This window comes from Priestia filamentosa, assembly GCF_900177535.1.
GTDB lineage: Bacteria > Bacillota > Bacilli > Bacillales > Bacillaceae_H > Bacillus_I > Bacillus_I filamentosa.
In genome coordinates, this window is sequence record NZ_FXAJ01000008.1 from 22,225 (window position 1) to 47,412 (window position 25,188).

22 protein-coding genes and 3 tRNA genes are annotated in these 25,188 nt (G+C 37.1%); 21 read left to right on the forward strand and 4 right to left on the reverse strand.

Annotated elements, in window-relative coordinates; genetic code table 11:
* Positions 1 to 32 precede the first annotated feature (32 nt).
* The 21 genes from B9N79_RS21500 (at position 33) to rlmH (ending at position 19,544) form a co-directional block, all read left to right on the forward strand.
* On the forward strand, positions 33 to 2,036 hold the full coding sequence (locus B9N79_RS21500; protein WP_040060456.1) for a molybdopterin-dependent oxidoreductase: 2,004 nt from the start codon (positions 33 to 35) through the stop codon (positions 2,034 to 2,036).
* A 120-nt stretch (positions 2,037 to 2,156) separates the two neighbouring features.
* Complete coding sequence (ychF, locus tag B9N79_RS21505; RefSeq protein ID WP_040060454.1) at positions 2,157 to 3,257, forward strand: redox-regulated ATPase YchF; 1,101 nt, start codon at positions 2,157 to 2,159, stop codon at positions 3,255 to 3,257.
* A 255-nt stretch (positions 3,258 to 3,512) separates the two neighbouring features.
* Positions 3,513 to 3,800, forward strand: coding sequence for a 30S ribosomal protein S6 (gene rpsF, locus B9N79_RS21510; protein ID WP_019394675.1), 288 nt, complete (start codon positions 3,513 to 3,515; stop codon positions 3,798 to 3,800).
* A gap of 33 nt (positions 3,801 to 3,833) precedes the next feature.
* Positions 3,834 to 4,325, forward strand: coding sequence for a single-stranded DNA-binding protein (gene ssb, locus B9N79_RS21515; RefSeq protein WP_019394676.1), 492 nt, complete (start codon positions 3,834 to 3,836; stop codon positions 4,323 to 4,325).
* A gap of 55 nt (positions 4,326 to 4,380) precedes the next feature.
* Complete coding sequence (gene rpsR, locus B9N79_RS21520) at positions 4,381 to 4,623, forward strand: 30S ribosomal protein S18 (RefSeq protein ID WP_019394677.1); 243 nt, start codon at positions 4,381 to 4,383, stop codon at positions 4,621 to 4,623.
* Positions 4,624 to 4,789: 166 nt separating this feature from the next.
* On the forward strand, positions 4,790 to 5,725 hold the full coding sequence (locus B9N79_RS21525) for a YybS family protein (protein WP_048896894.1): 936 nt from the start codon (positions 4,790 to 4,792) through the stop codon (positions 5,723 to 5,725).
* 89 nt (positions 5,726 to 5,814) lie between these two features.
* A complete protein-coding gene (locus tag B9N79_RS21530; protein WP_019394679.1) occupies positions 5,815 to 7,788 on the forward strand; it encodes a DHH family phosphoesterase in 1,974 nt (657 codons plus the stop codon).
* Positions 7,785 to 8,231, forward strand: a complete 447-nt coding sequence (gene rplI, locus B9N79_RS21535) for a 50S ribosomal protein L9 (RefSeq protein ID WP_019394680.1) — start codon at positions 7,785 to 7,787, stop codon at positions 8,229 to 8,231. The genes B9N79_RS21530 and rplI overlap by 4 nt, the downstream gene beginning before the upstream one ends.
* A gap of 95 nt (positions 8,232 to 8,326) precedes the next feature.
* Positions 8,327 to 9,697, forward strand: a complete 1,371-nt coding sequence (gene dnaB / locus B9N79_RS21540; RefSeq protein ID WP_019394681.1) for a replicative DNA helicase — start codon at positions 8,327 to 8,329, stop codon at positions 9,695 to 9,697.
* A gap of 190 nt (positions 9,698 to 9,887) precedes the next feature.
* Positions 9,888 to 11,180, forward strand: coding sequence for an adenylosuccinate synthase (locus B9N79_RS21545; RefSeq protein WP_019394682.1), 1,293 nt, complete (start codon positions 9,888 to 9,890; stop codon positions 11,178 to 11,180).
* Positions 11,181 to 11,321: 141 nt separating this feature from the next.
* Positions 11,322 to 11,393: transfer RNA gene (locus tag B9N79_RS21550), tRNA-Glu, on the forward strand.
* A 29-nt stretch (positions 11,394 to 11,422) separates the two neighbouring features.
* Positions 11,423 to 11,498, forward strand: a tRNA-Asp gene (locus tag B9N79_RS21555).
* Between the two features lies 1 nt (position 11,499).
* A tRNA-Phe gene (locus B9N79_RS21560) sits at positions 11,500 to 11,572 on the forward strand.
* A gap of 408 nt (positions 11,573 to 11,980) precedes the next feature.
* Positions 11,981 to 12,682 carry a response regulator YycF gene (yycF, locus tag B9N79_RS21565; protein WP_019394683.1) on the forward strand — a complete coding sequence of 234 codons (702 nt, stop codon included), beginning with the start codon at positions 11,981 to 11,983 and terminating at the stop codon, positions 12,680 to 12,682.
* Between the two features lie 5 nt (positions 12,683 to 12,687).
* The gene (walK, locus tag B9N79_RS21570; RefSeq protein WP_019394684.1) at positions 12,688 to 14,508 is read left to right on the forward strand and encodes a cell wall metabolism sensor histidine kinase WalK; all 1,821 of its coding nucleotides are present in this window, start codon (positions 12,688 to 12,690) and stop codon (positions 14,506 to 14,508) included.
* The gene (locus B9N79_RS21575; RefSeq protein ID WP_167555142.1) at positions 14,505 to 15,848 is read left to right on the forward strand and encodes a YycH family regulatory protein; all 1,344 of its coding nucleotides are present in this window, start codon (positions 14,505 to 14,507) and stop codon (positions 15,846 to 15,848) included. Before walK ends, B9N79_RS21575 begins: the two co-directional genes overlap by 4 nt.
* Positions 15,835 to 16,599 (forward strand): two-component system regulatory protein YycI, encoded by a 765-nt coding sequence (locus tag B9N79_RS21580; protein WP_019394686.1) that lies wholly within the window; start codon positions 15,835 to 15,837, stop codon positions 16,597 to 16,599. Before B9N79_RS21575 ends, B9N79_RS21580 begins: the two co-directional genes overlap by 14 nt.
* 37 nt (positions 16,600 to 16,636) lie before the next feature.
* Positions 16,637 to 17,440: an MBL fold metallo-hydrolase gene (locus B9N79_RS21585; protein ID WP_040060450.1), complete on the forward strand. Its 804-nt coding sequence runs from the start codon at positions 16,637 to 16,639 to the stop codon at positions 17,438 to 17,440.
* Between the two features lie 76 nt (positions 17,441 to 17,516).
* Positions 17,517 to 18,704 carry a S1C family serine protease gene (locus B9N79_RS21590; RefSeq protein WP_019394688.1) on the forward strand — a complete coding sequence of 396 codons (1,188 nt, stop codon included), beginning with the start codon at positions 17,517 to 17,519 and terminating at the stop codon, positions 18,702 to 18,704.
* Positions 18,705 to 18,815: 111 nt separating this feature from the next.
* Positions 18,816 to 18,974 (forward strand): CxxH/CxxC protein, encoded by a 159-nt coding sequence (locus tag B9N79_RS21595; RefSeq protein WP_019394689.1) that lies wholly within the window; start codon positions 18,816 to 18,818, stop codon positions 18,972 to 18,974.
* 90 nt (positions 18,975 to 19,064) lie between these two features.
* Positions 19,065 to 19,544 (forward strand): 23S rRNA (pseudouridine(1915)-N(3))-methyltransferase RlmH, encoded by a 480-nt coding sequence (gene rlmH, locus B9N79_RS21600; RefSeq protein ID WP_019394690.1) that lies wholly within the window; start codon positions 19,065 to 19,067, stop codon positions 19,542 to 19,544.
* A 120-nt stretch (positions 19,545 to 19,664) separates the two neighbouring features.
* On the opposite strand, the gene B9N79_RS21605 is transcribed toward rlmH, so the two are convergent.
* From B9N79_RS21605 to B9N79_RS21620, 4 genes are all read right to left on the reverse strand, one after another.
* The gene (locus B9N79_RS21605) at positions 19,665 to 20,876 is read right to left on the reverse strand and encodes an L-lactate MFS transporter (protein ID WP_040060449.1); all 1,212 of its coding nucleotides are present in this window, start codon (positions 20,874 to 20,876) and stop codon (positions 19,665 to 19,667) included.
* 134 nt (positions 20,877 to 21,010) lie between these two features.
* Positions 21,011 to 21,775, reverse strand: coding sequence for a LytR/AlgR family response regulator transcription factor (locus tag B9N79_RS21610; RefSeq protein ID WP_040060447.1), 765 nt, complete (start codon positions 21,773 to 21,775; stop codon positions 21,011 to 21,013).
* The gene (locus B9N79_RS21615) at positions 21,772 to 23,430 is read right to left on the reverse strand and encodes a sensor histidine kinase (RefSeq protein ID WP_082023748.1); all 1,659 of its coding nucleotides are present in this window, start codon (positions 23,428 to 23,430) and stop codon (positions 21,772 to 21,774) included. The genes B9N79_RS21610 and B9N79_RS21615 overlap by 4 nt, the downstream gene beginning before the upstream one ends.
* A gap of 530 nt (positions 23,431 to 23,960) precedes the next feature.
* Positions 23,961 to 25,133 carry an MFS transporter gene (locus B9N79_RS21620; RefSeq protein ID WP_085118928.1) on the reverse strand — a complete coding sequence of 391 codons (1,173 nt, stop codon included), beginning with the start codon at positions 25,131 to 25,133 and terminating at the stop codon, positions 23,961 to 23,963.
* Between the last annotated feature and the right edge of the window lie 55 nt (positions 25,134 to 25,188).

A 25,188-nucleotide genomic window follows, 5' to 3' on the forward strand; every position in this document is an offset into this window, starting at 1 on the left:
TTTTAGCATTATTCATAAGAAGGAGAGGTAGAATGGGTGAAATCAGACAATCAGCTTGTCCATTGAACTGTTGGGATAGCTGTGGCTTTCATATCGAAGTTGAAGATGGGAAGGTGAGAAAAGTCAACGGAGACCCTACTCACCCGATTACAAAAGGGAAAATTTGTGGACGAGGAAGAGCATTAGAAACGAGAACAAACTCATCTAAGCGTCTTACCGTTCCTTTGAAAAAAATCAACGGTACATTTGAGGAAATTTCATGGGAAAAAGCATTAGAAGAGATTAGCCGAAATTTAATAAATGTAAAGTCAAGATACGGTTCAGAAGCTGTTTTACATAGTCATGACTATGCTAATAATGGACTTTTGAAAAATTTGGACAAACGTTTTTTTAATGCATTTGGAGGAGTTACAGAGCTTTACGGAAGTATTTGCTGGGGAAGTGGTATTGAAGCACAAGTATGGGATTTCGGTGCTTCACACAGTCATGCTCCAGAGGATATTTTACACAGTAAAAATATTGTGGTTTGGGGACGCAACGTAGCTCGTACAAATATGCATCTTTTTAGTTATTTACAAGAAGCGAAGAAAAAGGGCGCAATAATTACGGTTATTGATCCTATTCATAATGCAACAGCAAAACTTGCTCATCACTATGTGTCAGTAAAGCCTGGTATGGATGGATTACTTGCAGTTGGGATTATGAAAGAGCTCTTTGAAAAAGATGTGTATGATAAAGAATTTGTAGAAAAATACACGCATGGATTTTCTGATCTTTGTAAGCTTTTAGACTCTCTGACAATGGAAGAGATTTTGGATAAAACAGAAGTTTCAAGAGACATTATTTCTTTGCTTGCATCTCTTTATGAAAGTGGTCCAACTTCAACTTATCTTGGTCTTGGTATGCAACGTTATCAAAATGGCGGAAATACGATTCGACTTATTGATGCTCTTGTTGCTCTAAGTGGGAACGTAGGAATCAAAGGGGGAGGTTCTCATTTCGGGAATACGCAAGTTGGGGAGAGTTTCAATATAAAAGAGCTCTCAAGACAAGATTTAAAAGAAACAAACCGTAAGTTTTCTATGATGACTCAAGCAAAGGAAATGATGGAGGCAAATGAACCTCCAATCAAAACGGTAATTGTTACTTGTGGAAATCCACTTACTCAAGTTCCAGACACAAATAGCGTGCATAAAGCTTTTTCTAATGTGGAAACATTGATTGTATTTGAACAATTTATGACGGATACAGCGCTTCTTGCTGATTATATATTGCCTGTTACAACAGTTTTTGAAGAAACAGATATCTATTTTTCTTCTATGTATCATGGATATATGAACTATAGTGAAAAAGCGGTAGAGCCTCCAGGACAAGCAAAGTCCGATTTGTGGATTTGGACAGAACTTTCGAAACGGTTGGGGTTTTTCGATCTCTTTAATTATACAATTGATGAATTTTTAGCAATGGGTATTTCTTCTTTGAGTGAAAAGGGCATAACCCTTGAAAAACTAAAAGAAAAGCATCATATATTGTTACCAGTTAAAGCTGTGCCTTGGGAAGATCGGCATTTTAAGACACCAAGCGGAAAATATGAATTTACATCTCTTAAAGCTAGTGAAGCAGGATATAGCGGCCTACTCTCAGCATCATTACCTGGTGAAATAGAAAAAGAAAAGGGGAAAGAGAGCTTAAGGTATCCTTATACACTTTTATCTATTCATCCTTTAAGGTCTAATCACTCCCAGCACTATCATGTCTTAAAAGGAATGGACAAGGCAACAATTGATATATCACCTGATATTGCGCTTGAAAAAGAATTGAAAAACGGAGATCGTATCCGTGTATACAATGATCGAGGTGTGCTAGAGGGAGAAGTGAAAATTTTAAAAGAAGCCCATCCTAGAACAGTTAATATTGATGAAGGAAGATGGAGAACGATGGGAGAAACCGTCAACGTACTTACATCTAGTGCTCTTTCTGATAATGGATTAGGAAGCTCTCTTTATGATTGTGTTGTAAACATAGAGAAGCTCTAGAAAGAAAGGTTGTATTCTTTTTCAGAAATCTCTATAATTGTGAAAGGTTGAAGTAATAGTGAACACGGGCATGAGTCGTGTTAGACAATAGATTGTTCAAAATGAAGAGGAGTGGTTGAAGTGGCTTTAACAGCAGGAATTGTTGGTCTTCCAAACGTAGGGAAATCAACATTATTTAATGCCATCACACAAGCAGGAGCAGAATCAGCAAACTATCCGTTCTGTACAATTGACCCGAACGTAGGAATTGTTGAGGTACCTGATGAGCGATTGCAAAAATTAACAGAACTTGTAAAACCAAAAAAGACAGTTCCAACAGCATTTGAATTTACAGATATTGCAGGGATTGTAAAAGGTGCAAGTAAAGGTGAAGGACTTGGAAACAAGTTTCTATCACATATCCGTGAAGTAGATGCTATCTGTCAAGTTGTTCGTTGCTTTGCAGATGATAACATCACACACGTATCAGGCAAAGTCGATCCAATTGCAGATATTGAGACAATCAACTTAGAGCTTATTTTAGCAGATTTAGAAACAGTTGAGAAACGCATTGGTCGTGTTGGTAAAATGGCGAAACAAAAAGATAAAGAAGCAGTATTTGAATATGAGATTCTTGAAAAGCTAAAAGAAGCATTTGAAGCAGAAAAGCCAGCGCGTGCTGTTAGCTTTACTGAAGAACAAGCGCGTGTTGTAAAAGGTCTTCACCTTCTTACAATTAAACCAACTCTTTATGTAGCAAACGTAGGGGAAGATGAAGTTGCAGATGCTTCTGAAAATGAATATTTGAAACTTGTTCAAGACTATGCTGAAAAAGAAGGCGCAGGCGTAATTGTGGTTTGTGCAAAAATTGAGTCTGAAATTGCTGAACTTGAAGGAGAAGAAAAAGAAATGTTCCTTGAAGAACTAGGCATTAAAGAGTCTGGATTAGATCAGCTTATTCGTGCAACATATGAGTTACTTGGACTAGCAACATACTTTACAGCAGGTGAGCAAGAAGTACGTGCATGGACGTTCCGCAATGGCATGAAAGCTCCTGAGTGTGCTGGAATCATCCATACAGACTTTGAGCGTGGTTTTATTCGTGCTGAAACAGTAGCGTATGAGGATCTTCTTGAAGCTAAAACAATGGGTGCAGCTCGTGAAGCTGGAAAAGTACGTTTAGAAGGAAAAGAGTACGTTGTTCAAGATGGAGATGTTATTCACTTCCGCTTCAATGTATAAAAAACCGAGAATTTCTCGGTTTTTTTCTTTATATAAATAGACATATAAATAGACGAACGTATGTTTCTTTATTATGATAGTAAAAAGAAGATAATCAACTTAATCATAGAAACTAAAAAGCTATGTTTAAAATTTATTTTATCAGTCATTGCAACGGATAGTTTCCTATGCTATAATTTTTAGATGTGAGTAATGACTATTGCTCCTTGCTCTATTTTCAAATAGGGCCGTTTAGACCAAGAGGAGGTGACTATAATGAAAAAGTACGAAGTTATGTACATCATTCGTCCAAACATTGATGATGAAGGTAAAAAGGCACTAGTTGAGCGTTTCAACGGTGTTATCACAAGCAATGGTGCTGAAGTTACAGAAGCAAAAGAATGGGGTAAGCGTCGTCTAGCTTACGAAATCAACGACTTCCGTGATGGATACTATATGCTTTTAAAAGTACAAGGTGAAACTCAAGCAGTTAACGAATTCGACCGTCTTGCTAAATACAGTGAAGACATCATTCGTCACATTGTTGTAAGAGAAGAAGCTTAATTATTGAACGAAATTCTGTAAGAGGTGGTTCTCATGATCAATCGCGTTATTCTTGTTGGCCGTTTAACGAAAGACCCTGAATTACGCTATACGCCAAATGGAGTCGCTGTAGCAACTTTTAGTTTGGCAGTTAATCGCACATTTACAAATCAGCAAGGCGACCGTGAAGCTGACTTCATTAATTGCGTCGTTTGGCGTCGTCAAGCTGAGAACGTAGCAAACTTCTTGAAGAAAGGAAGTTTAGCTGGTGTTGATGGCCGAATTCAAACTCGTAGCTATGACAATCAAGAAGGCCGTCGTGTCTATGTCACTGAAGTGGTAGGAGACAACGTTCAATTTCTTGAGCCGAAGAGCGGAAGCGGTGGCGGAAATTCTAATAACAATTTCCAAAGCTCTCCAAATCAAGGTTCTCCATTTGGACAAGATCAGAACCGCAACAATCAAGGATATACACGTGTAGATGATGATCCGTTCTCAAGCAACGGAGATACAATTGACATTTCAGATGATGATCTGCCATTCTAATTCATCACACAATAGATCGAGTTTTAATAATCTCAAATAGAAGGGAGGACTTGACATGGCAGCAGGAGGACGTAAAGGTCGCGGTAAACGTCGTAAAGTGTGTTTCTTCACAGCAAACGGAATCACTCATATCGACTATAAAGATGTAGATCTTCTTAAAAAGTTCGTTTCTGAACGTGGTAAGATCCTACCTCGTCGTGTAACAGGAACTAGTGCAAAATATCAACGTAAGCTTACAAGAGCTATCAAGCGTTCACGTCAAATGGCACTTCTTCCATATGTAGCAGACGAGAAGTAAGTTGTTTAAAAAGAGACAGTAAGTTACACTTACTGTCTCTTTTTTTATAGTATAAACATATTGTGAACAATTTTTGACATAAGGGTTATTTGATGTAAAAGTTTGCGTCGGGTGTCTCATCTAGATAAAATATAAGATAGTGTAGTTTAAAAAGTGAGGTGAAGTTGTGAATAAAGCACGTACATTAACTGAAGGAGCAATGAACTTAGCAATTTTTATTGTTCTGCTTCTCATTACAATTTATGTTCCAGCTCTTGGTGTTTTGGCTGCTTTTACCCTTTCTATCCCTTTTATCATATATACAGTTCGCCATGGGCTTAAAAATGGGATTTTTATGGTGATTATAGCTATCCCTATAACATTGCTTCTTGGTACATATGTATTATTACCTTTTGCATTGATGTTCGGAATTAGTGGGGTTGTAATGGGATATCTTTTTTCAAAAACGAAATTAGCATATGTGGTTCTCTTAGGAGGAACTGTTTCCTTTGCTTTAACATTGCTTTTGCAGGTTGTAGTAGCTAGTGTTTTCCTTAATGTTGATTTACAAGGAGTTTTTCAGCAATCTGTAAATGATTCAATACAGAGGTCAGAAGAGATTATGAAATCAGTTGGGCAAGCCCCTGTAGAAGAAGAGATTGAACTCATTCGAGAGAACATGCGGATGATGACATATCTTATCCCAACATTACTTGTTGGGGCTGGTGTAATATTAGCATTTATTACTCAGCTTTTCTCAGTACCCGTGTTGAAACGCTTAGGACATAAACCAGTTTCATTTCCACCATTACGTGATTTACGTTTGCCTAAATCTCTTCTTTGGTACTATCTTATCACTTTAGTATGCTCCCTTATCCCACTTGATGAAGGATCATTTGGGTATATAGCAGTGATTAACTTACTTATGGTACTTCAGTGGCTTATGTTTCTTCAAGGTGTATCGTTTCTTTTCTATTACTTTCATAGCAAAGGAAGATCAAAAGCAATCCCTGTTGTTATTACGATAATTGCTTTAGTTATTCCACCTGCTGGAACTGTATTACGTATTGTTGGAATTGTAGATTTAGGGTTTAACCTCAGAAAGAGCAATTCTCAATCTTAACCTAGAATAGAGCATATTCTTTCAAACAAGAAGGCATTTTTGCGTGTATAATAGAATAAATAAGTAGCTTAAATAGGGAGTTGAAATGTATGCCTATCTTTCAAAAAAAGCATATCATTCGTCTTCCTTTTTACCTTTTATATAGTTTTGCTTTGATTATAACAGCAATCATTACATATGAAAATTGGTATGTAGGGGCTGCGGGATTTGCTGTTCTTCTTGGCATGTTGTATCTCTATATAAAAATGGAACGAATGATCATGACAGAGTTAGAAGCCTACATTTCCACACTTTCACATCGTGTGAAGAAAGTAGGAACAGAAGCTTTAATGGAAATGCCTATTGGAATCATGCTTTTTAATGATGATTATCAAATTGAGTGGACTAATTCTTTTCTAGCTTCATGTTTTGCTGAAGAAACGTTAGTAGGGAGATCGCTTTATGATGTATTAGACAGCATTGTGCCGCTAATTAAACAAGAAGTAGAATCTGAAGTTGTTACCGTTTATGATCGCCGGTATAAAGTTATCATTAAAAGAGATGAACGTTTAGTTTATTTCTTTGATGTAACAGAACAGGCTACGATTGAGAAACTATATGAAGAAGAAAAAACAGTTTTTGGCATCATTTTTCTTGATAACTATGATGACTTGACTCAAAGCATGGATGATCAAGTGAAAAGTAATTTAAATAATCAGGTAACATCAATCATTAATCGGTGGGCAAATGAACAAGGCATTCTTATCAAGAGAACCTCTTCTGAGCGCTTTGCTGCCATTTTGAATGAACGTATTCTCTCTCAATTAGAACGAGACAAATTCTCTATTCTAGATCATGTAAGGGAAGAAACTTCTAAGCAAAATATTTCTCTAACTTTAAGTATTGGACTTGGGATTGGCTCTCCATCACTGCCGGAGTTAGGAACACTTGCTCAGTCGAGCCTTGACTTAGCGTTAGGGCGTGGTGGTGACCAAGTAGCAATTAAGCTTCCAAGTGGAAAAGTAAAATTCTACGGTGGGAAAACAAACCCTATGGAGAAGCGAACTCGAGTAAGAGCACGCGTTATCTCCCATGCGTTAAAGGAGCTTATCACAGAGAGTGAAAATGTGATTATTATGGGTCACAAGTATCCAGATATGGATGCCATTGGAGCTGCCATTGGAATCTTAAAGGTAGCAGCTGTGAACAATAAAAAAGGCTATATTGTGCTTGATCAAGAAAGAACAGACTCTAGTGTACAAAAACTATTAAGCGAGATTAAAAAAGACGAGAATTTATGGCCACATTTTGTTTCACCAGAAGAGGCACTTAATATGGCTCAGGATCAATCGCTCCTTGTTGTTGTGGATACCCACAAGCCATCTCTTGTTATCGAAGAACGTCTGCTTAATAAAATAGATAGTGTTGTCGTTATTGATCACCATCGAAGAGGAGAAGACTTCGTTAAAAATCCCCTTCTTGTATATATGGAACCATATGCTTCTTCAACAGCTGAGCTTGTAACAGAGCTCTTAGAATATCAACCAAAGCGTTTTAGTATTAATATGCTTGAAGCTACAGCATTGCTTGCAGGGATTATTGTAGATACGAAAAGCTTTACGCTTCGTACAGGATCTAGAACATTTGATGCAGCCTCTTTCTTACGTTCACAAGGTGCAGATACTGTGCTTGTGCAGAAGTTTTTAAAGGAAGATATGGATCACTATGTTAGGCGGGCAAAGATTATCGAAAAAGCTTGTATATATAAAGCAGGGATTGCTATCTCAAAAGCCCCAGAGAACGTTGCTTTTAGTCCGGTTCTTATTGCTCAAGCAGCAGATACATTGCTTTCAATTGACGGCGTTGTTGCCTCTTTTGTTATTGCTAAGCGTGAAGACGACCAAGTTGGAATTAGTGCTCGTTCATTAGGAAACGTGAACGTTCAAGTCATTATGGAAGGTCTACAAGGAGGCGGACATTTGACAAATGCCGCTACACAGTTGCAAAATATCAATATCGATGAAGCTGAAAATAAATTAAAAGAAGTCATTGATGAGTACTTGGAAGGAGGAACACAATCATGAAAGTAATCTTTTTAAAAGATGTAAAAGGTAAAGGTAAAAAAGGAGAAACAAAAAACGTAGCTGATGGCTATGCACATAACTTTCTATTAAAACAAGGTTTAGCTGTTGAAGCAACAAACAGCAATGTTAAACAACTTGATGCTCAGAAGAAAAAACAAAAAGAGCTTGAAGCAGAGGAGCTAAAAGAAAGCCAAGAGCTTAAAAAGACACTTGAGGCTTTAACGGTTGAGCTAACAGCTAAATCTGGTGAAGGTGGCCGTTTATTTGGATCTGTTACAAGTAAACAGATTGCTGAGGAATTAAAGAAAAAGCATAATATCAAAGTAGACAAACGTAAAATTGAACTTGATGATGCTATTCGTGCTTTAGGCTATACAAACGTTCCTGTTAAGCTTCATCCTGAAGTGACAGCAACGGTAAAAGTACATGTTACAGAAGCTTAATGATAACTATAGAGATGAAGATAATAGACAGCATGAAGGCTGTCTATTATCATTCATAGCCAATAAAAATAATGGAAATGAAGGGGCAAATAACTATGAGTGATTTGTTTGCAGATCGTATTCCGCCCCAGAATATTGAAGCAGAACAAGCAGTGCTTGGGGCAATTTTTTTAGAGCCATCTGCGTTAACAATGGCTTCTGAGATTTTAATTCCAGAAGATTTTTATAGAGCTGCACATCAGCGTATTTTCAACTGCATGCTTACACTAGCAGATCAAGGGGAACCTGTTGACCTTGTTACTGTAACGTCTGAGCTTGCTGATCAAAAGACGCTTGAAGAAGTAGGGGGCGTATCTTACTTAAGTGATGTAGCAGAATCAGTACCAACGGCAGCAAATATTGAATACTATGCCAAAATAGTGGAAGAAAAATCCATTTTACGTCGTCTTATTCGTACTTCAACAACAATTGCCTCTGATAGTTATACAAGAGAGGATGATGTTGAGGCGCTTTTACATGATGCTGAAAAAAGTATCTTAGAAGTAGCTCAGCGTAAAAATACAGGAGCTTTTCAAAGTATTGGGGATGTTTTAGTTGAAACATATGACAATATTGAAGAGCTTCAAAATCGAAAGGGAGATATTACAGGTATCCCAACAGGTTTTACTGAGCTAGACCGAATGACGGCAGGATTTCAGCGAAATGACCTCATTATCGTTGCTGCTCGTCCTTCTGTGGGGAAAACTGCTTTTGCCTTAAATATCGCACAAAACGTAGCTACTCGAACAGATGAGAATGTGGCCATTTTCAGTCTTGAGATGGGTGCTCAGCAGCTTGTTATGCGTATGCTATGTGCAGAAGGAAATATTGATGCTCAAAATATGAGGACTGGGGATCTCACTCAAGAGGACTGGAGCAAATTGACGATGGCAATGGGTTCTCTTTCAAATGCAGGGATTTATATTGATGATACTCCTGGGATACGTGTAGGCGATATTAGAGCAAAATGTCGACGTTTAAAACAAGAGAATGGCCTTGGAATGATCTTAATTGATTATTTACAGCTTATCCAAGGTAGTGGACGCCATAAAGGTGAAAACCGCCAACAGGAAGTTTCTGAGATTTCTCGTGCCTTAAAAGGGTTAGCACGTGAGTTAGAAGTCCCTGTAATTGCGCTTTCACAGCTTTCTCGTGGAGTTGAACAAAGACAAGATAAGCGTCCAATGATGTCTGATATTCGTGAATCAGGAAGTATTGAGCAGGATGCTGATATTGTAGCTTTCTTATACCGTGATGATTATTATGATAAAGAAACAGAAAATCAAAACATTATCGAGATTATTATCGCAAAGCAGCGTAATGGTCCTGTTGGAACTGTTCAGCTTGCTTTCGTAAAAGAATATAATAAATTCGTAAACCTTGAGCGGCGTTTTGACGATGCAAGTGCACCTCCGCCAGCTTCGTAGAAACCTCTTCATAATTGATGAAGAGGTTTTTTTACTTTTTTAGAATAAAGAAAACGCTTTTTAGGCGAACATATTTGAAAAAGAAATATTAATTGTTCGTGTTTTGTTGACTTGCAAATCTTAAATTGGTACACTTAGAACGTTCAATAAGGAAATAGACTTCTAATTGTAAAGGCGGAGGTGCGATCATATGTCTTCTGTAGTAGTTGTTGGTACACAGTGGGGAGACGAAGGAAAAGGTAAAATTACTGACTTCCTTTCAGAAAATGCTGAGGTAATTGCTCGTTATCAAGGTGGAAATAATGCAGGACATACAATTAAATTCAATGGTGAAACATATAAACTACATTTAATTCCTTCAGGAATTTTTTATAGTGATAAGATTTGTGTTATTGGTAATGGAATGGTTGTAGATCCAAAAGCACTTATCACAGAACTTAAGTATTTACACGATCGTAATGTAACAACAGACAATTTACGTATTAGTAACCGTGCACATGTTATTCTTCCATACCACATCAAACTAGATGAAGTAGAAGAAGAGCGCAAAGGTGCAAACAAGATTGGAACAACGAAAAAAGGAATTGGTCCAGCATACATGGACAAAGCTGCTCGAGTTGGAATCCGAATTGCAGATCTTTTAGATCGTGAATCATTCGAAGAAAAATTAAAACAGAATCTACAAGAGAAAAACCGTCTTTTTGAAAGAATGTACGAAGTAGAAGGCTTCAAGATTGAAGATATTCTAGATGAGTATTATGAATATGGTCAACAGTTTGCAAAATATGTTTGTGATACATCTGTTGTTTTGAATGATTCTCTTGATGAAGGTCGTCGTGTTCTATTTGAAGGAGCACAAGGCGTTATGCTAGACATTGACCAAGGAACATATCCATTTGTTACATCTTCAAATCCTGTGGCAGGTGGTGTAACAATTGGTTCTGGTGTTGGTCCAAGTAAAATCAAGCACGTTGTTGGAGTAGCAAAAGCTTATACAACACGTGTTGGTGACGGTCCTTTTCCAACAGAGTTAGATAATGAAATTGGTCAACAAATCCGTGAAGTTGGACGTGAATATGGTACAACAACAGGTCGTCCACGCCGTGTTGGTTGGTTTGATAGCGTTGTTGTTCGTCATGCTCGTCGTGTTAGCGGCATTACAGACCTATCTCTTAACTCTATTGATGTATTAACAGGCCTTGAAACAGTGAAAATCTGTGTTGCATATCGCTATAGAGGGGAAGTTATCGAAGAATTCCCAGCAAGCTTAAAAGCATTAGCAGAATGTGAACCTGTTTACGAAGAAATGCCTGGCTGGACCGAAGATATCACAGGTGTGAAATCTTTAAGTGAGCTCCCTGAAAATGCTCGTCATTATATTGAACGTGTGTCACAACTTACAGGAATTCCGCTATCAGTCTTTTCAGTCGGTCCTGATCGCACACAAACAAACGTTATTCGCAGCGTATATGGTCCAAGATAAAGGGAAAAGCCTGCAAATTGCAGGCTTTTTTTCTTTTTTTAAAACTTTTTTCAAAAAAAGTGAATAAATTTCTAAAATACTATTGCTTTATGTTTAAAGTGATGATATTATAATCAATGTCGCTAAGATATTAATCAATGTGGCCCGTTGGTCAAGCGGTTAAGACACCGCCCTTTCACGGCGGTAACACGGGTTCGAATCCCGTACGGGTCATCTTTATAATACATACTTTAACACGGTTTGGTCCCGTGGTGTAGCGGTTAACATGCCTGCCTGTCACGCAGGAGATCGCGGGTTCGATTCCCGTCGGGACCGCCATGGCTCAGTAGCTCAGTTGGTAGAGCAATGGACTGAAAATCCATGTGTCGGCGGTTCGATTCCGTCCTGAGCCACTTCTAAAACACGACAAATATTGTCGTGTTTTTTGTATGGGAAAAAGACTTTTCACATGTGACAAAAGTAATACAAATGAATTACAAATTTTCCTTTATCAATGATATATTTTTTAAGGTATGATACATTAATGAAGTTGGAAAAAATGCCTTTTTATATTTTAAGTAACTAAATTTCTCTTTCTTAGAGGGAGAAGGATGTTAAAGGCATCCAGAATTTATTTTTCATGATATATACAATAGAGATGAATATAGCAAAATAAAAGCCTCTAGCTCTGTCTAGAGGCTTTCCTGTAGTGGAAATGAGCAATATAGACCAAACTATATTAGAATGTTAAAGTGTGTATGCAGTATAATAAAGGTACGATGTATTCGTATGATTTTATGCAATTAAAGGAGCCGGATAAAATGGATAAACGTATTCTAGTCGTTGATGACGAGAAACCAATCGCGGATATTTTAAAATTTAACCTACAAAAAGAAGGATATGAAGTTCACTGCGCTTACGATGGAGTAGAAGCATTAGAAAAAGTAGAAGAAGTGCAGCCAGAACTTGTTTTATTAGATATTATGCTTCCTCAAAAAGATGGGATGGAAGTCTGCCGAGAGATTCGCAAAAAATATGAAATGCCTATTATTATGCTAACAGCTAAAGATTCAGAAATTGATAAAGTATTAGGTCTTGAGCTAGGAGCAGATGACTATGTCACAAAACCATTTAGCACAAGGGAATTAATTGCTCGAGTAAAAGCAAATCTGCGCCGTCATCAAGCAGTAGCTTCTGAAGCAGGGCAACAAAATGAAATTCAGATTGGCTCTTTAGTGATCCATCCTGATGCATATATTGTATCTAAACGTGGAGAGCTTATTGAACTAACTCATCGTGAGTTTGAGCTCCTACATTATTTAGCTAAACATATTGGACAAGTTATGACTCGTGAACATTTATTGCAAACAGTGTGGGGTTATGACTATTTTGGAGACGTACGTACTGTTGACGTAACAGTTCGCCGTTTACGTGAGAAAATTGAAGACAACCCAAGTCATCCAACTTGGATTGTAACACGAAGAGGTGTGGGGTACTATCTCCGTAATCCAGAGCAGGAGTAGTAGAAATGAAAAAGGTTAGATTCTTTCAATCGATTCATTTTAAGTTTGTGTTAATTTATATTTTACTTATTTTAATTGCCACCCAAATTATTGGGGCCTATTTTGTCCAAAAGCAGGAAGAGAATAATATTACAAACTTTAGTAATTCAATTAATGAACGTGTAGATGTTTTAGCATATAGTGTGGAAAAAGAAATGACTGAAAAAAGAGATGAAGGGGATCCAACTCTGGAAGATGAGATTGCCAAACTTCTCAATGATTTTAAATCTCAGGATATTAATGAGATTAGTGTGGTGGATAAAAATCATCAAGTTCTTGCAGTATCCAATTATGATACTAAAAGTGCCATTGGTAAAAAATCCGTCACGGATCCTTTGAACAAAGCGTTATCAGGCGGTACTTATAATAATATGATGGTGAATGAGAAAGGCGAGAGAGTGAGAGTTGTAGCTGTTCCGATCAATTCTAGTGAAGGAACAGTTGGAGCTATCTATCTTGAGGCTTCAATGGAATCTCTTTACGAGCAAATGAAACAAGTGAACGCTATTTTTGCAAAAGGAACGCTTCTTTCTCTTTTACTAACAGCTATTTTGGGAATTCTTTTAGCTCGTACCATTACAAGACCAATGTCCGATATGCGCCGCCAAGCACTTGAAATGGCGAAAGGAAACTTCTCACGTAAAGTAAAAGTGTATGGCTATGATGAAATCGGTCAGCTGGCCATTACATTTAACAATTTGACGAGAAAACTTCAAGAAGCACAAGCAACAACAGAAGGGGAGCGCCGGAAGCTTGCTTCTGTATTAACAAATATGACAGATGGAGTCATTGCAACAGACCGAAAAGGTCGCGTTATTTTAATTAATGAGCCTGCTGGACAAATGCTAGATGTTTCACGTGAAACTGTTCTTTCAGAATCTATCTTGAGGTTGTTAAATATTGAAAAAGAATACACGTTTGATACGTTATTGGAAGAGCAAAATTCACTTATTTTAGAGTTTGATAAATACGATGAGCCATATATTCTAAGAGCTACTGTGTCTCCTATTCAGAAAGAAACAGGATTTATTAATGGAATTATCGTTGTGCTTCATGATATTACAGAGCAAGAAAAAATTGATCGCGAACGTCGTGAATTCGTTGCGAACGTTTCACATGAGCTCCGCACACCGCTTACAACGATGCGTAGCTATTTAGAAGCTCTTGCAGAAGGAGCATGGCAAGATAAAGAGATTGCACCGCGTTTTCTAGACGTTACGCAAACAGAAACAGAGCGGATGATTCGACTTGTTAATGATTTGCTTCAGCTATCAAGAATGGACAGCAGAGATTATCATTTGACAAAGTCACAAGTGGATTTTATTGATTTCTATAACCATATTATTGATCGCTTTGATATGAGCAAAAGTCAAAATATCGAGTTTGTTCGCAAACTTCCAGAAGGACCAATCTCAATTCAATTTGATCAAGATAAAATTACACAAGTATTAGATAATATTATTTCAAATGCAATTAAATATTCCCCTGAGGGCGGAAAAGTGACTTTCTCTGTTCAGCCTCAAGAGTTCTTCATTCTTGTTAGTGTGAAGGATGAAGGGATGGGAATTCCTCGTGAAAAAGTGAAAAAAATCTTTGAACGCTTTTACCGAGTAGATAAAGCGAGAACAAGACAACTTGGAGGAACAGGTCTTGGCTTAGCCATTGCCCGGGAAATGATTGAAGCTCATAAAGGTGAAATTTGGGCTGAAAGTAAAGAAGGAAAAGGCACAACCATTCACTTTACGCTTCCCTTACAAGTAGAACAAGACGAGGATGAATGGATATGAGATATGAAAATATCAAAACCGTAGTACTGTCATGTTTAATTTTAGTTAGCCTTATTTTAACGTGGACGTTATGGACCTACACGCCTACATATAAAAAGATGGATAATTCACCTTATGTAGACGATGTGAAAATCGGCAAAACTAAGATGTTAGAAGACCATATTCAGCCATCTTTAATTTTAGCTCACTTTGCTTCTGCTCATAAGGGACTTCTCAATAAAGATATGGATACATGGACAAATGAGATGAAGAAATGGTCTATTTCTGATGTGGTTCGTATTTCGAATACTTCTTTTGAGCGTCCAGAGGATTTCTATAATTTTGTACATGGAAATCAGACAATGGAAATTCTTTATCCTACAGAGATGCCATTATCAACTTTTCAAAGTATGTATGAAGTAAAAGGGACAATGCCATCGGGGGCATTTGACCGAATCATTCTTAAGCCAGGTCAAGCAGACAATGTCTCACAGTCTGTGCGTATCTATTTTGTTAATTACGAAACAGAAGAGATTTACGAGGCGAATATAAAGGGATTTAATGAAGCTGCATGGGAGAAACATTATAAAGACATACAAAGTAATGGACAGGATTATATAGCATTTAAAAGAGAAGATAAATCAGTCCTTTTCTTACCAGAGCAACCAACCCCACTTCAACAAAAAAGTTATAAACAAGAAATGATTTCATCTGATAAGTTTCGCAATGCATTGTTTGATAATATGAAAATCGTTGAAGAAAATGAGCTTTCAGGTCAAACTGTTTATAACGATTCAAAGCGAATGTTGGAATTGTCCAAAACAAAACCATTGATGGCATACACAAACTATGAAGATGCGGACCAAAATGTAGGCATAGATAAAGAGGGAGCGATAAAAAGATCATTTGACTTTGTGAACGCTCATGCAGGGTGGACAGATCCATATTATTTAACAGAATGGGATAGTACTGTTCCAGCTCAGAGTGTAACATTCCAGCTTCATGAAGATTATTATCCTGTTTTTAATGATGATGATTTATCGAAGGTTACGTTACAATCTTCAGGACAAAATATCTCTGATTATAAACGTCCAACCTTTCAATTAGGGAAACTTTCAGATGAGTATGGAAAAAAGATTAAATTACCATCTGGTGAAGATGTTATAAAAGAAATTAAAGCAAGAGAAGACTTTGATGACAGCAAATTAAAAAATATTGTAGTAGGCTATGAGCTGCAAACAGAGAAAGATTTTACAAATGTAATTACGCTCAAGCCATATTGGTTTTATAAGTATGATGGAATATGGTACAAAATTGTAGATAAAGCAGAGCAAGGAGGAGATAAGGATGGATTGGAATAAGACGAAAACGATTTTTATCGTTATCTTCTTTATCCTGGACCTTTTTCTTGCTCGTCAATTTATGGTTAAAAGGGAAGCTAACCAGCTTGATGTGATTTCAGAACGTACAGGTGAAGAATTATTACAAGATGCTAATATTACGTTTAAAGAGTCCCCAATCAGTAATCAGCAGGCAGGATATATTAAAGCGTATGTTCATACATTTACGGAAAAAGAAACGAGTAGTTTAAAAGAGCAAAAGGTTGAGGTTCAGGAAGATGGGAAAGAAATTCATGGAGAGTTCATAAAGCCAACTTCTTTACCTTCTTCTGATGAAGAGAACAAATTAGAAGACTTTGTGAAAAAGAACATGATAAATGGGGATCAGTATAAGCTAGTACAGATTGATAAAGATGGTGGGCAAATTACGTTTGCCCAGTTGTATAAACAAAAGCCTGTTTATGATAACACTAAAACCTTTATTACCATTCAACTTAATGAAAAGAATGAAATGGTATCTTACAAACAAAGGATGCTAGAGCAGTTTGAACAGAGAACAGAAACTGAAACTGTGAAAAGTCCAGTGAATGCTGTTACCGAACTGTATAATAGTAATAAAATTAATCAAGGTAGTAAAGTTAGCATGGATTTAGGATATTATGCATATTTCCCACCTGCAACTGATTCACAAATCTTAGCCCCAACATGGCGAGTCACTGTGGATAAGGAAAAAGGTGAGGCTGAAGTGTACTATGTGACAGCCCTTGATTAGAGAAAGACGTAATGGTTAAAAAAACGGAGTGAGAACGGTGAGTTTACAATTTAGTGTGCTAGCAAGTGGGAGTACAGGAAATGCTCTTTTTGTTGGCAATGGAAAAGAATCACTACTAGTTGACGCAGGACTTAGTGGCAAAAAAATGGAACAACTTTTTAAAGAGGTTGATCAATCAATTGAGAACTTATCAGGCATTTTAGTGACCCATGAGCATAGTGACCATATTAAAGGTCTAGGGGTGCTCGCGAGAAAATATAAACTGCCTCTTTACGCAAATGAAAAAACGTGGAAGGCAATGGAGCACTTAATTGGGACAGTTCCAACAGAGCAAAAGTTTTCATTTGAAATTGGAGATGTAAAAAGCTTTGGAGGAATTGAAGTTGAATCATTTGGGGTTTCCCATGATGCCGCAGAGCCAATGTTTTACACGTTTCATAGTGAAGGAAAAAAGCTCACTCTTTTAACAGATACCGGATATGTTAGCGATAGAATGAAAGGCATTGTTAGAAATAGCGATGCCTTCATTTTTGAGAGCAATCATGATGTTGAGATGCTTCGCATGGGACATTATCCGTGGAATATTAAGAGACGTATTTTGAGCGACCTTGGTCATGTATCAAATGAAGATGCAGCTATCGCTTTGTCAGAAGTGATTGGAGATCATACAAAATATATTTACTTAGCTCATTTAAGTCAAGATAACAATATGAAAGAACTTGCCAGAATGACAGCAGAGCAAACATTAAAAGAAAAAGACCATGGGGTTGGCATTCAGTTCAACATCCATGATACTGATCCGAAAAAGCCAACACCTCTTATTGATCTTTCACACACGTAAATCCCTCTAAATGAAGGATAGAAAAACTTCAAACATCCATACTATAAAAGCATATGTCTAATGTGAGAAAGGATGAATGTTTGAAGTGGGGCTTTACGATGAACGGAAAGGAAGAAAGAGAACTATATTTTTTACAGGTCTTATTGGTGCAATTATCGGTGCTATTCTTATCCTGCTTGCTCTTCCTGCCTTAGAGAGAAATGGCATTTTATCAAGCCGCACAGAGAGCAGTAATAAAGAGGGAAACAACATTTCAGAAGAGCGGTCTGTTTCGATTGATGTGACAACGGACATTACTGAAGCTGTTGATAAAGTATCTGATGCCGTTGTGGGGGTTGTGAACATCCAAAAGAGTGGTTTCTGGGAAGATGAGAGTGAATCATCTGAAGCTGGAACAGGTTCAGGAGTCCTTTATAAAAAGAGTGGAAATAAAGCATATCTTGTCACCAATTATCATGTTATTGAAGGTGCAAATGAGATTGAAGTAAGTTTAAAAGATGGATCGCGTATTGCTGGAAAAGTACGTGGTGGAGATGATTTAACAGATTTAGCGGTCATTGAAATTGATGGTAAGAATATTAAAACACTTGCTGAATTTGGAGACTCAGACCGTATTAAAACAGGAGAACCTGCAATTGCAATTGGTAATCCTCTCGGTCTTCAGTTTGCAGGTTCTGTCACACAAGGAATTATCTCAGGCACAAACAGATTAATTCCTCAAGACTTAAACAATGACGGAAATCCAGACTGGCAAGCAGAGGTTATTCAAACAGATGCAGCAATTAACCCTGGAAATAGCGGTGGAGCTCTTATTAATGTGGCAGGCAAAGTTATTGGTATCAACTCCATGAAAATTGCTCAAGATGCCGTTGAAGGAATTGGGTTGTCAATCCCGATTAATACAGCACGACCGTTTATTGAAGATCTTGAAAAAGATGGAGAAGTTCATAGACCGTATATTGGCGTAAGTACTCTTTCACTATCACAAATTTCGGGTTATCATCTACAAGAAACGTTAAAGTTGCCAAAAAGCATTGTAGAGGGAGTAGCAGTGCTTCGCGTTTCCCGTCTTTCACCAGCAGCTAAAGCTGGAATAAAAGAATATGATGTGATTGTTGAAATTGAAGGTAAACGTGTACGAAACATCATTGATCTCCGCAAATACTTGTATCAAAAAGGAGTCAATGATACATTAGACATTACGTTTTATCGAAATGGAAAGAAGAAAAACGAAACATTAAAACTTGTGGAAGAACCAAAGTAAAACAGGAGAAATCTTTCTCCTGTTTTTACGTTAATAACTTGTGGATAACTCCAGAATTTTCTGTGTATTATTTTGTCCACAGGAAGAAGAAAACGTAAAGGAGAAAAAAATATGAAAGTGAATTGCTGCCTTGAGCACGTAGAGCTTGCGCTTGATATTATTGTTGATGAAACAGAAGAAGCCCCAATTATGAAAGAGCTAGATAAAGAACTGTGTATAACTTGTGAATATTGCGAAAATAATGCTACATATATAGTGGGGAACGAGTGATCCTATACCATATATGCCACTCTTTGTGGATATGTGGATAATTTCTGTGTATAACTTGTTTGTAAACTATTTACAGAGAGGAGAAAACCTGTGAATATTTCGATTATTACAGTGGGAAAATTAAAAGAAAAATACTTAAAACAAGGTATTAATGAATACTTAAAACGCTTATCAGCTTATGCAAAGGTAGAAGTAGTTGAACTTCCAGATGAGAAAGCACCTGAAAACCTTAGTGAGGTTGAAATGGAACAAGTGAAAGGAAAAGAAGGAGAGCGGATACTTGCTAAAATCTCACAAGATACACATGTCATTGCTCTCGCCATTGAAGGGAAAATGAAATCATCTGAACAGCTTGCAGATGATTTAGATAAGCTTGCTACATATGGAAAAAGCAAAATTGCTTTTGTTATTGGTGGATCACTAGGATTAAGCAGTGATGTAATGAAAAGAGCTAATGATACATTGTCATTTTCAAAAATGACTTTTCCACATCAGTTGATGAGATTAATTTTAGTGGAGCAGATTTATCGCGGATTTCGAATTAATCGAGGAGAACCGTATCATAAGTAACCGCTGATTTTTATGAATAAAAGGTACCTCTAAAATAGAGGTACCTTTTAGCGTATTATTATTCTAATACAGTGACCTATGAAGGCTATTTTGTTGGGATTAACCAATCTTGGTAGCCTTTTATGCGGCGTGAGTTTTTTCTTTTTTCAAAATATCTCTTTGACCAGGTGCCTTGATAAACAGCGCAATGACTACTGAGATTATACTTAACACGGCAATAAACGTGAAAGTAGAAACAAAGCTGCCAAGCGCTGCGGCAATAAATGATCCGGACAATGCACCGATCCCAAACCCTTGATAAATGATCCCATAGTTTTTACTTTGGTTTTTTAAGCCAAAGAAATCAGCAACAATTGCAGGGAAAATGGTTATATTTCCGCCAAAACAGAAAGCAATTCCTGCAACACACACAAAGAACAATCCATAATTTAGTTCTAGAAAACTTAAAGCAGATACAGCTACTGCAGTCACTAACAAAGCGCCTGCTACTACTTTTAAACGGCCAACTTTATCTGATAGCGCTCCAAGGATAATGCGGCCAATTGTATTAAAAATCGCTACCAACGCAACAGCATTGGCTGCTGTTGCCACATCCAAACCAGCTAAACTTACACCGATATCTTTTACAACTCCGATTAGATATAAACCGCTCATACACGCAGTGAAAAACATAATAAACAATAAGTAAGCTTCTTTTGTTTTAAGCATTTCTTTAACTGTGTAGTCTTTAGCTTGTACCCCATTAACAGCCGGGGATTGGCTTGTTACCTGTGCCTCGCGAATTAAGAATGAGCCGCCTATAACCATAATCATCACGATTATGCCCCAGTATAAAAATGTATAAGATACGCCAACGTGTTGAATTAGTGACCCGTTAATATATTTGAACAGCAAACTTCCTGTACCATAAGCACCGACAGAGATTCCAGAAATAAGCCCTTTTCTCTCTGGAAACCACTTAATAAGATTTGACAATGACGTGATATAAGCAGTACCATCGGCAAATCCCACCACAACACCAGCCAAGATATAAAGCATCCATAATGATGAGACTTGTGAGCTAATGATTAAACCTGCGCCCAAGACAATGCCCGCAGTTGCGATTAAGCGGCGAATTCCCCAGCGATCCTGAAGTTTGCCAGCAAACAGTGTGGAAAAAGCTAGAGCAAAGCTTGTAATTGAAAAAGTAATGGCTACCGAGTTCAATTGCCAGCCAAAGTGATCAACCAATGGTTGGTTAAATAAGCTCCATGTATAAATAGTTCCTAAGCCCATTTGAACAATAATGGTTCCTAGAACAATCAGCCAGCGATTACTTGTTTGTGAATTCATGTTGATCTTCCCTTCAACTTACGAAACCAATGCTGGTTTCTTAGTAGAATGCGTTTACAAGAAGATCATACCACTAAAAAAAATCATGAAATCGTATTCAGAACCAAATGCTTAAAGAAGGGAATGAATTGCAGTTAAAATCGCATAATTTGTCGAAACTCTTTTACTTTGCTCCGGCTTACAGGAATCTCAGCATTAAAGTCCTTAAGATGAATCATATAGGTTTGGTTAAACCAAGGGACGATTTCACGAATTTTGGATAAATTTACTGTATAAGAGCGATGACAGCGAAAGAAAAGGTTCTGAGGAAGAGTGGAATGGAACTCTGTTATACTCATTGGCATCGTGTATTCTTCATCAAATGTATAGACCAGTGTTACCTTTTCACTCGCTAACGCATAATAAATATCATTCACGTCTGTGACAATTATTTTATCGTTTTTTCGCAAATTTACTCGAGCATCTGTTCCTAAGATTTTAACTGAATTATTTTTTGGGAAAGATAACTTCTCTTCTTTATCTATTTGATCTAGATCACGCAAAAAAGCAGATTCAAGCTTATGCAACATAGAAGCAATCCGCTTCTCATCATATGGCTTAAGGATATAATCAAAAGCCTCAAGTTCAAATGCCTGGACCGCATGCTCTTTGTATGCTGTTGTAAAAATAATATAGGGCCTTTTTGCAAACTTACTTATATTGCTTGCCAGCAGCATCCCATCGAGAGATGGAATGTTGATATCAAGAAAAATAGCATCTGTGTCATTTTCTTGTAAAAATTTTAGGACATCTAATCCATCTTCAAAGCAATTGGTCACTTGGATGCTGCTATGTGTTTCAATAAGATATTTTAATTCTTCTCTTGCAGGAAATTCGTCCTCAACAATAATCGCTTTCATTTTTTCTCCTTTACAATATCAAAATAAACTTCAGTACCTGGAGATAATCTTTTGATGATTAGTCCTTTGCCATAAATCAATTTAACTCGTTGATGTACATTATATAATCCGATTTTATTTGCAGGGACCTCATCCCGGTACAAATTCTCTATTACCTCATCTGCTATCCCAGCTCCCGTATCCTTTACGCTAATCCGGACTCTATCACCGAGGTCATTCACAGCAATTGTAACAATACCGGGACCATTTTTTAGTATGCCATGAATAATTGCATTTTCGACCAGTGGCTGAATAAGCAGACTTGGAAGTTTTATGTTTACTTCTTCAATATCATATTCCACCTGAAGTTTAGATCCAAAACGAGCCTTTTCAATTTCAACATAATCGCGCACCTGTTTTAGTGCATCATGAATATTGATAAGTTCATCATTTAACTCCAGATTGTATCGCATATAGCTTGATAAAGTAACAATCAATTCACGGGCTTTTTCTGGATTGCGTCGGGTTGTCGACGCAATGGCATTCAGTGCATTGAAGAGAAAGTGTGGATTAATTTTTGTTTGCAGTGCCTTTAGTTCTGCTTTGTTGGCTGCCTCCTTAATCTGCTCGACACGGGATATTTCCATAAGGGTAGAAATAATTTGTGATAAACCAATTGCCATCGTTTGCAAAGGATAGGTCATTTCGGAGGCTTTGCGAGAATAAATTTTGAGAGATCCCGTGACTTCTCCCCGCTCTTCAAATGGCATGATGAGCAGAGACTGAATTTCAGGAGTTTGTTGATCAGCCACATGATTTCTAATCGTGATTTCACCACTACGGATTGCTGATTTCGTTAGATCACTTATGATTTCTTGTCCAATTTTATACCGTTCTTCACCAAAGCCAACATAAGCAAGGACAGTTTCTGTATCGGTTATAGCCACTGCATCGGCATGAATTTGATCTTTAATGATTGTACAAATTTTTGTCAAAGATTCTGTATTGATCGAACGAAAATAAGGTAATGTTTTATTGGCAATATCTAAGGCTAACTTTGCTTGTTTAGCAGCAATCATTTCCTTTTCATCTTCCACACTCATGACCAATAAAACAATCAAGCCGATACTGACTTCACCCGCAATCATAGGAAAGCCAATTTTTGATACAATATCGAGGCCAAGTTTAAAAGGGTCTGACATAGCAAGTATCAATAACATGGTAAGGACTTCGCAGCTCATCCCTGCGATAATCCCATAAATCCAACGCTTTGCTTTTTTTACTTTAAGGTTAATAAAACCGGATGCTATCCCGGCAATAATACTTGTAATTAGACATGGAATGGATGTTACGCCACCAATGTCAATTAAAAAACGATGCACACCTGAAACAATTCCAGTAATGATGCCTACCCATGGACCGAATAATATGCCCCCAGACATGATAGCGATAATTCTTACATTGACTAAAGACCCTTCCACTTTAATTCCGGAATAGGTCCCAAAAATAGCAAATAAACAAAAGATAAGAGTGATGACAATTTTCTCCGAAAGTGAATGCTGTTCTTTATGGAGAGATTCTTTAAATCTGGGGACTCTTGTTAAAAAAAATAAGCAAATTAACAAGAGTGCCGCCCGTTCAAAAACTTGGATTAGCATTTCTAATGATGAATTCATCTTAAGTTCCTTTCCAGAGGATTATATATTGCATAGTTTTAGTATAGTACTATACTAAGTAAGAAAGCAGATGTTTTTGTTTGAAAATAAAGTAGTAGGGGATATTACCGAAACAAAAAATATATGGATTTAGATTTATTTTCTAATAAAGTAATTTAATTGATAATTATATTAGGTATATCAATGCTTTAATTTGATTTTCTAAAGGGAGAAATACTATGAACTTAATTCCCTATTCATTGTTATACCAAATAAAGAATTGAATTAAAACCTCACTAAGATGCGTTACAGTGAGCCTTATCATAAGTAAATAAAGTTTCTCCTTATATCTTGTAAACATGCATAAAACAGGCGGCTTATCCAAAATGGATAAGCCGCCTGTTTTATAATAATTAGTATTATCTTATGTCTATGTAGGCTTGGCACGGATTTCAGACATTAGATAAAATGAAAATATACTTTGCCATAGCATTTGAAGTTTATACAGCGGATAAGGTTGACTCAGCTTTGTAAGATTTTAAGTAAAAGAACTAAATAGAAATTAAAACATTTTTTCTAAGCTCCAACTTTTGATATACAAGTGCAAGCAGCATTGAGGGAATGGTACAAATAATCATTCCGATAAAGGCATATCGTGGCTCAATTTCGTATAAAAAGCCACCAAAAAGCGTGAACACTGCAGTGCTCCAGCTAAGTGCTAGCGCTGAATACATACCTTGTGCTTTCGTAATCTGCTCATGTGGAATGTTTTTAATTAAGTATTTCATAAATGCATAATGCCCCATAGCAAATGAGCACGCATGTAATGTTTGTGCAATACAGAAAACAATTACACTTGGAAAGGAAAACACTAATATCCAACGTATAGAAGAACCAAGTGCTGCTAGTGCGAGCAAGGATCCTACTGAAAATTTATAAAATCTCCGATCTGCGATTGCGAAAAAAACAATTTCTGCAATCACGGCAATGTTAATAATCACACCAATTAAATATTTGGGTGCATGGATTTCTTGTAAAAAAAGATAACCATAATTGTAATAAGAAGCATGTGCTGCCTGCAGTAAGATTACAATGATGAGTACCAAACTAAAGTGTTTAATACGAAATAATTGTAACATACTCCTTTTTTGTGTTTGGTCCACCTGTGGCTTTTTGGATAAAATAACAGGTGCGCGCATAAAACCAAGACACACAAATATTAAGGTGCCAAGTAAAAGTGCCCCTAAAATTACCTCATCTCCAAGTCTCCCTGTAAAGAAGGTTAAAATTATGCCAGCTGCAACAAACCCAATGGATCCCCACTTGCGGCTTTTCCCATAATGTCTTAACTGTTTACCTTGTACTAAGATGCCAGCAGCACTATCTAAAGCAGGCATTAAAGGCGGGTAAAAAAAGTGCAGTACAAGGGTGACCATAAGTAAGCTCACAAAGGAATTTGCTGGAATATAACATAGAATGGCAACCAGAGTTCCTGCTCCAGCTCCATTTAATAATGTTTTACTACTGAATTTTCCTGATAAATAAGGAAAGGCAAATAGTGTGGAAAGTCCTCTTGCAACCAAACCTAAGCTCATAATCAAACTAGCTTGAGCAACGGTTATTCCTTTTGTATGAATCATCCATCCAGTCCAATAGGGAAGAAAAATTCCCCATGTCATATAAAAACTAAAAAACTGTGTACTCATCCAATGATGTGTTTTCATTCTGTATCCCTCCCCAATATTTGCATGATATCATGGAGATACATACGAATAATAT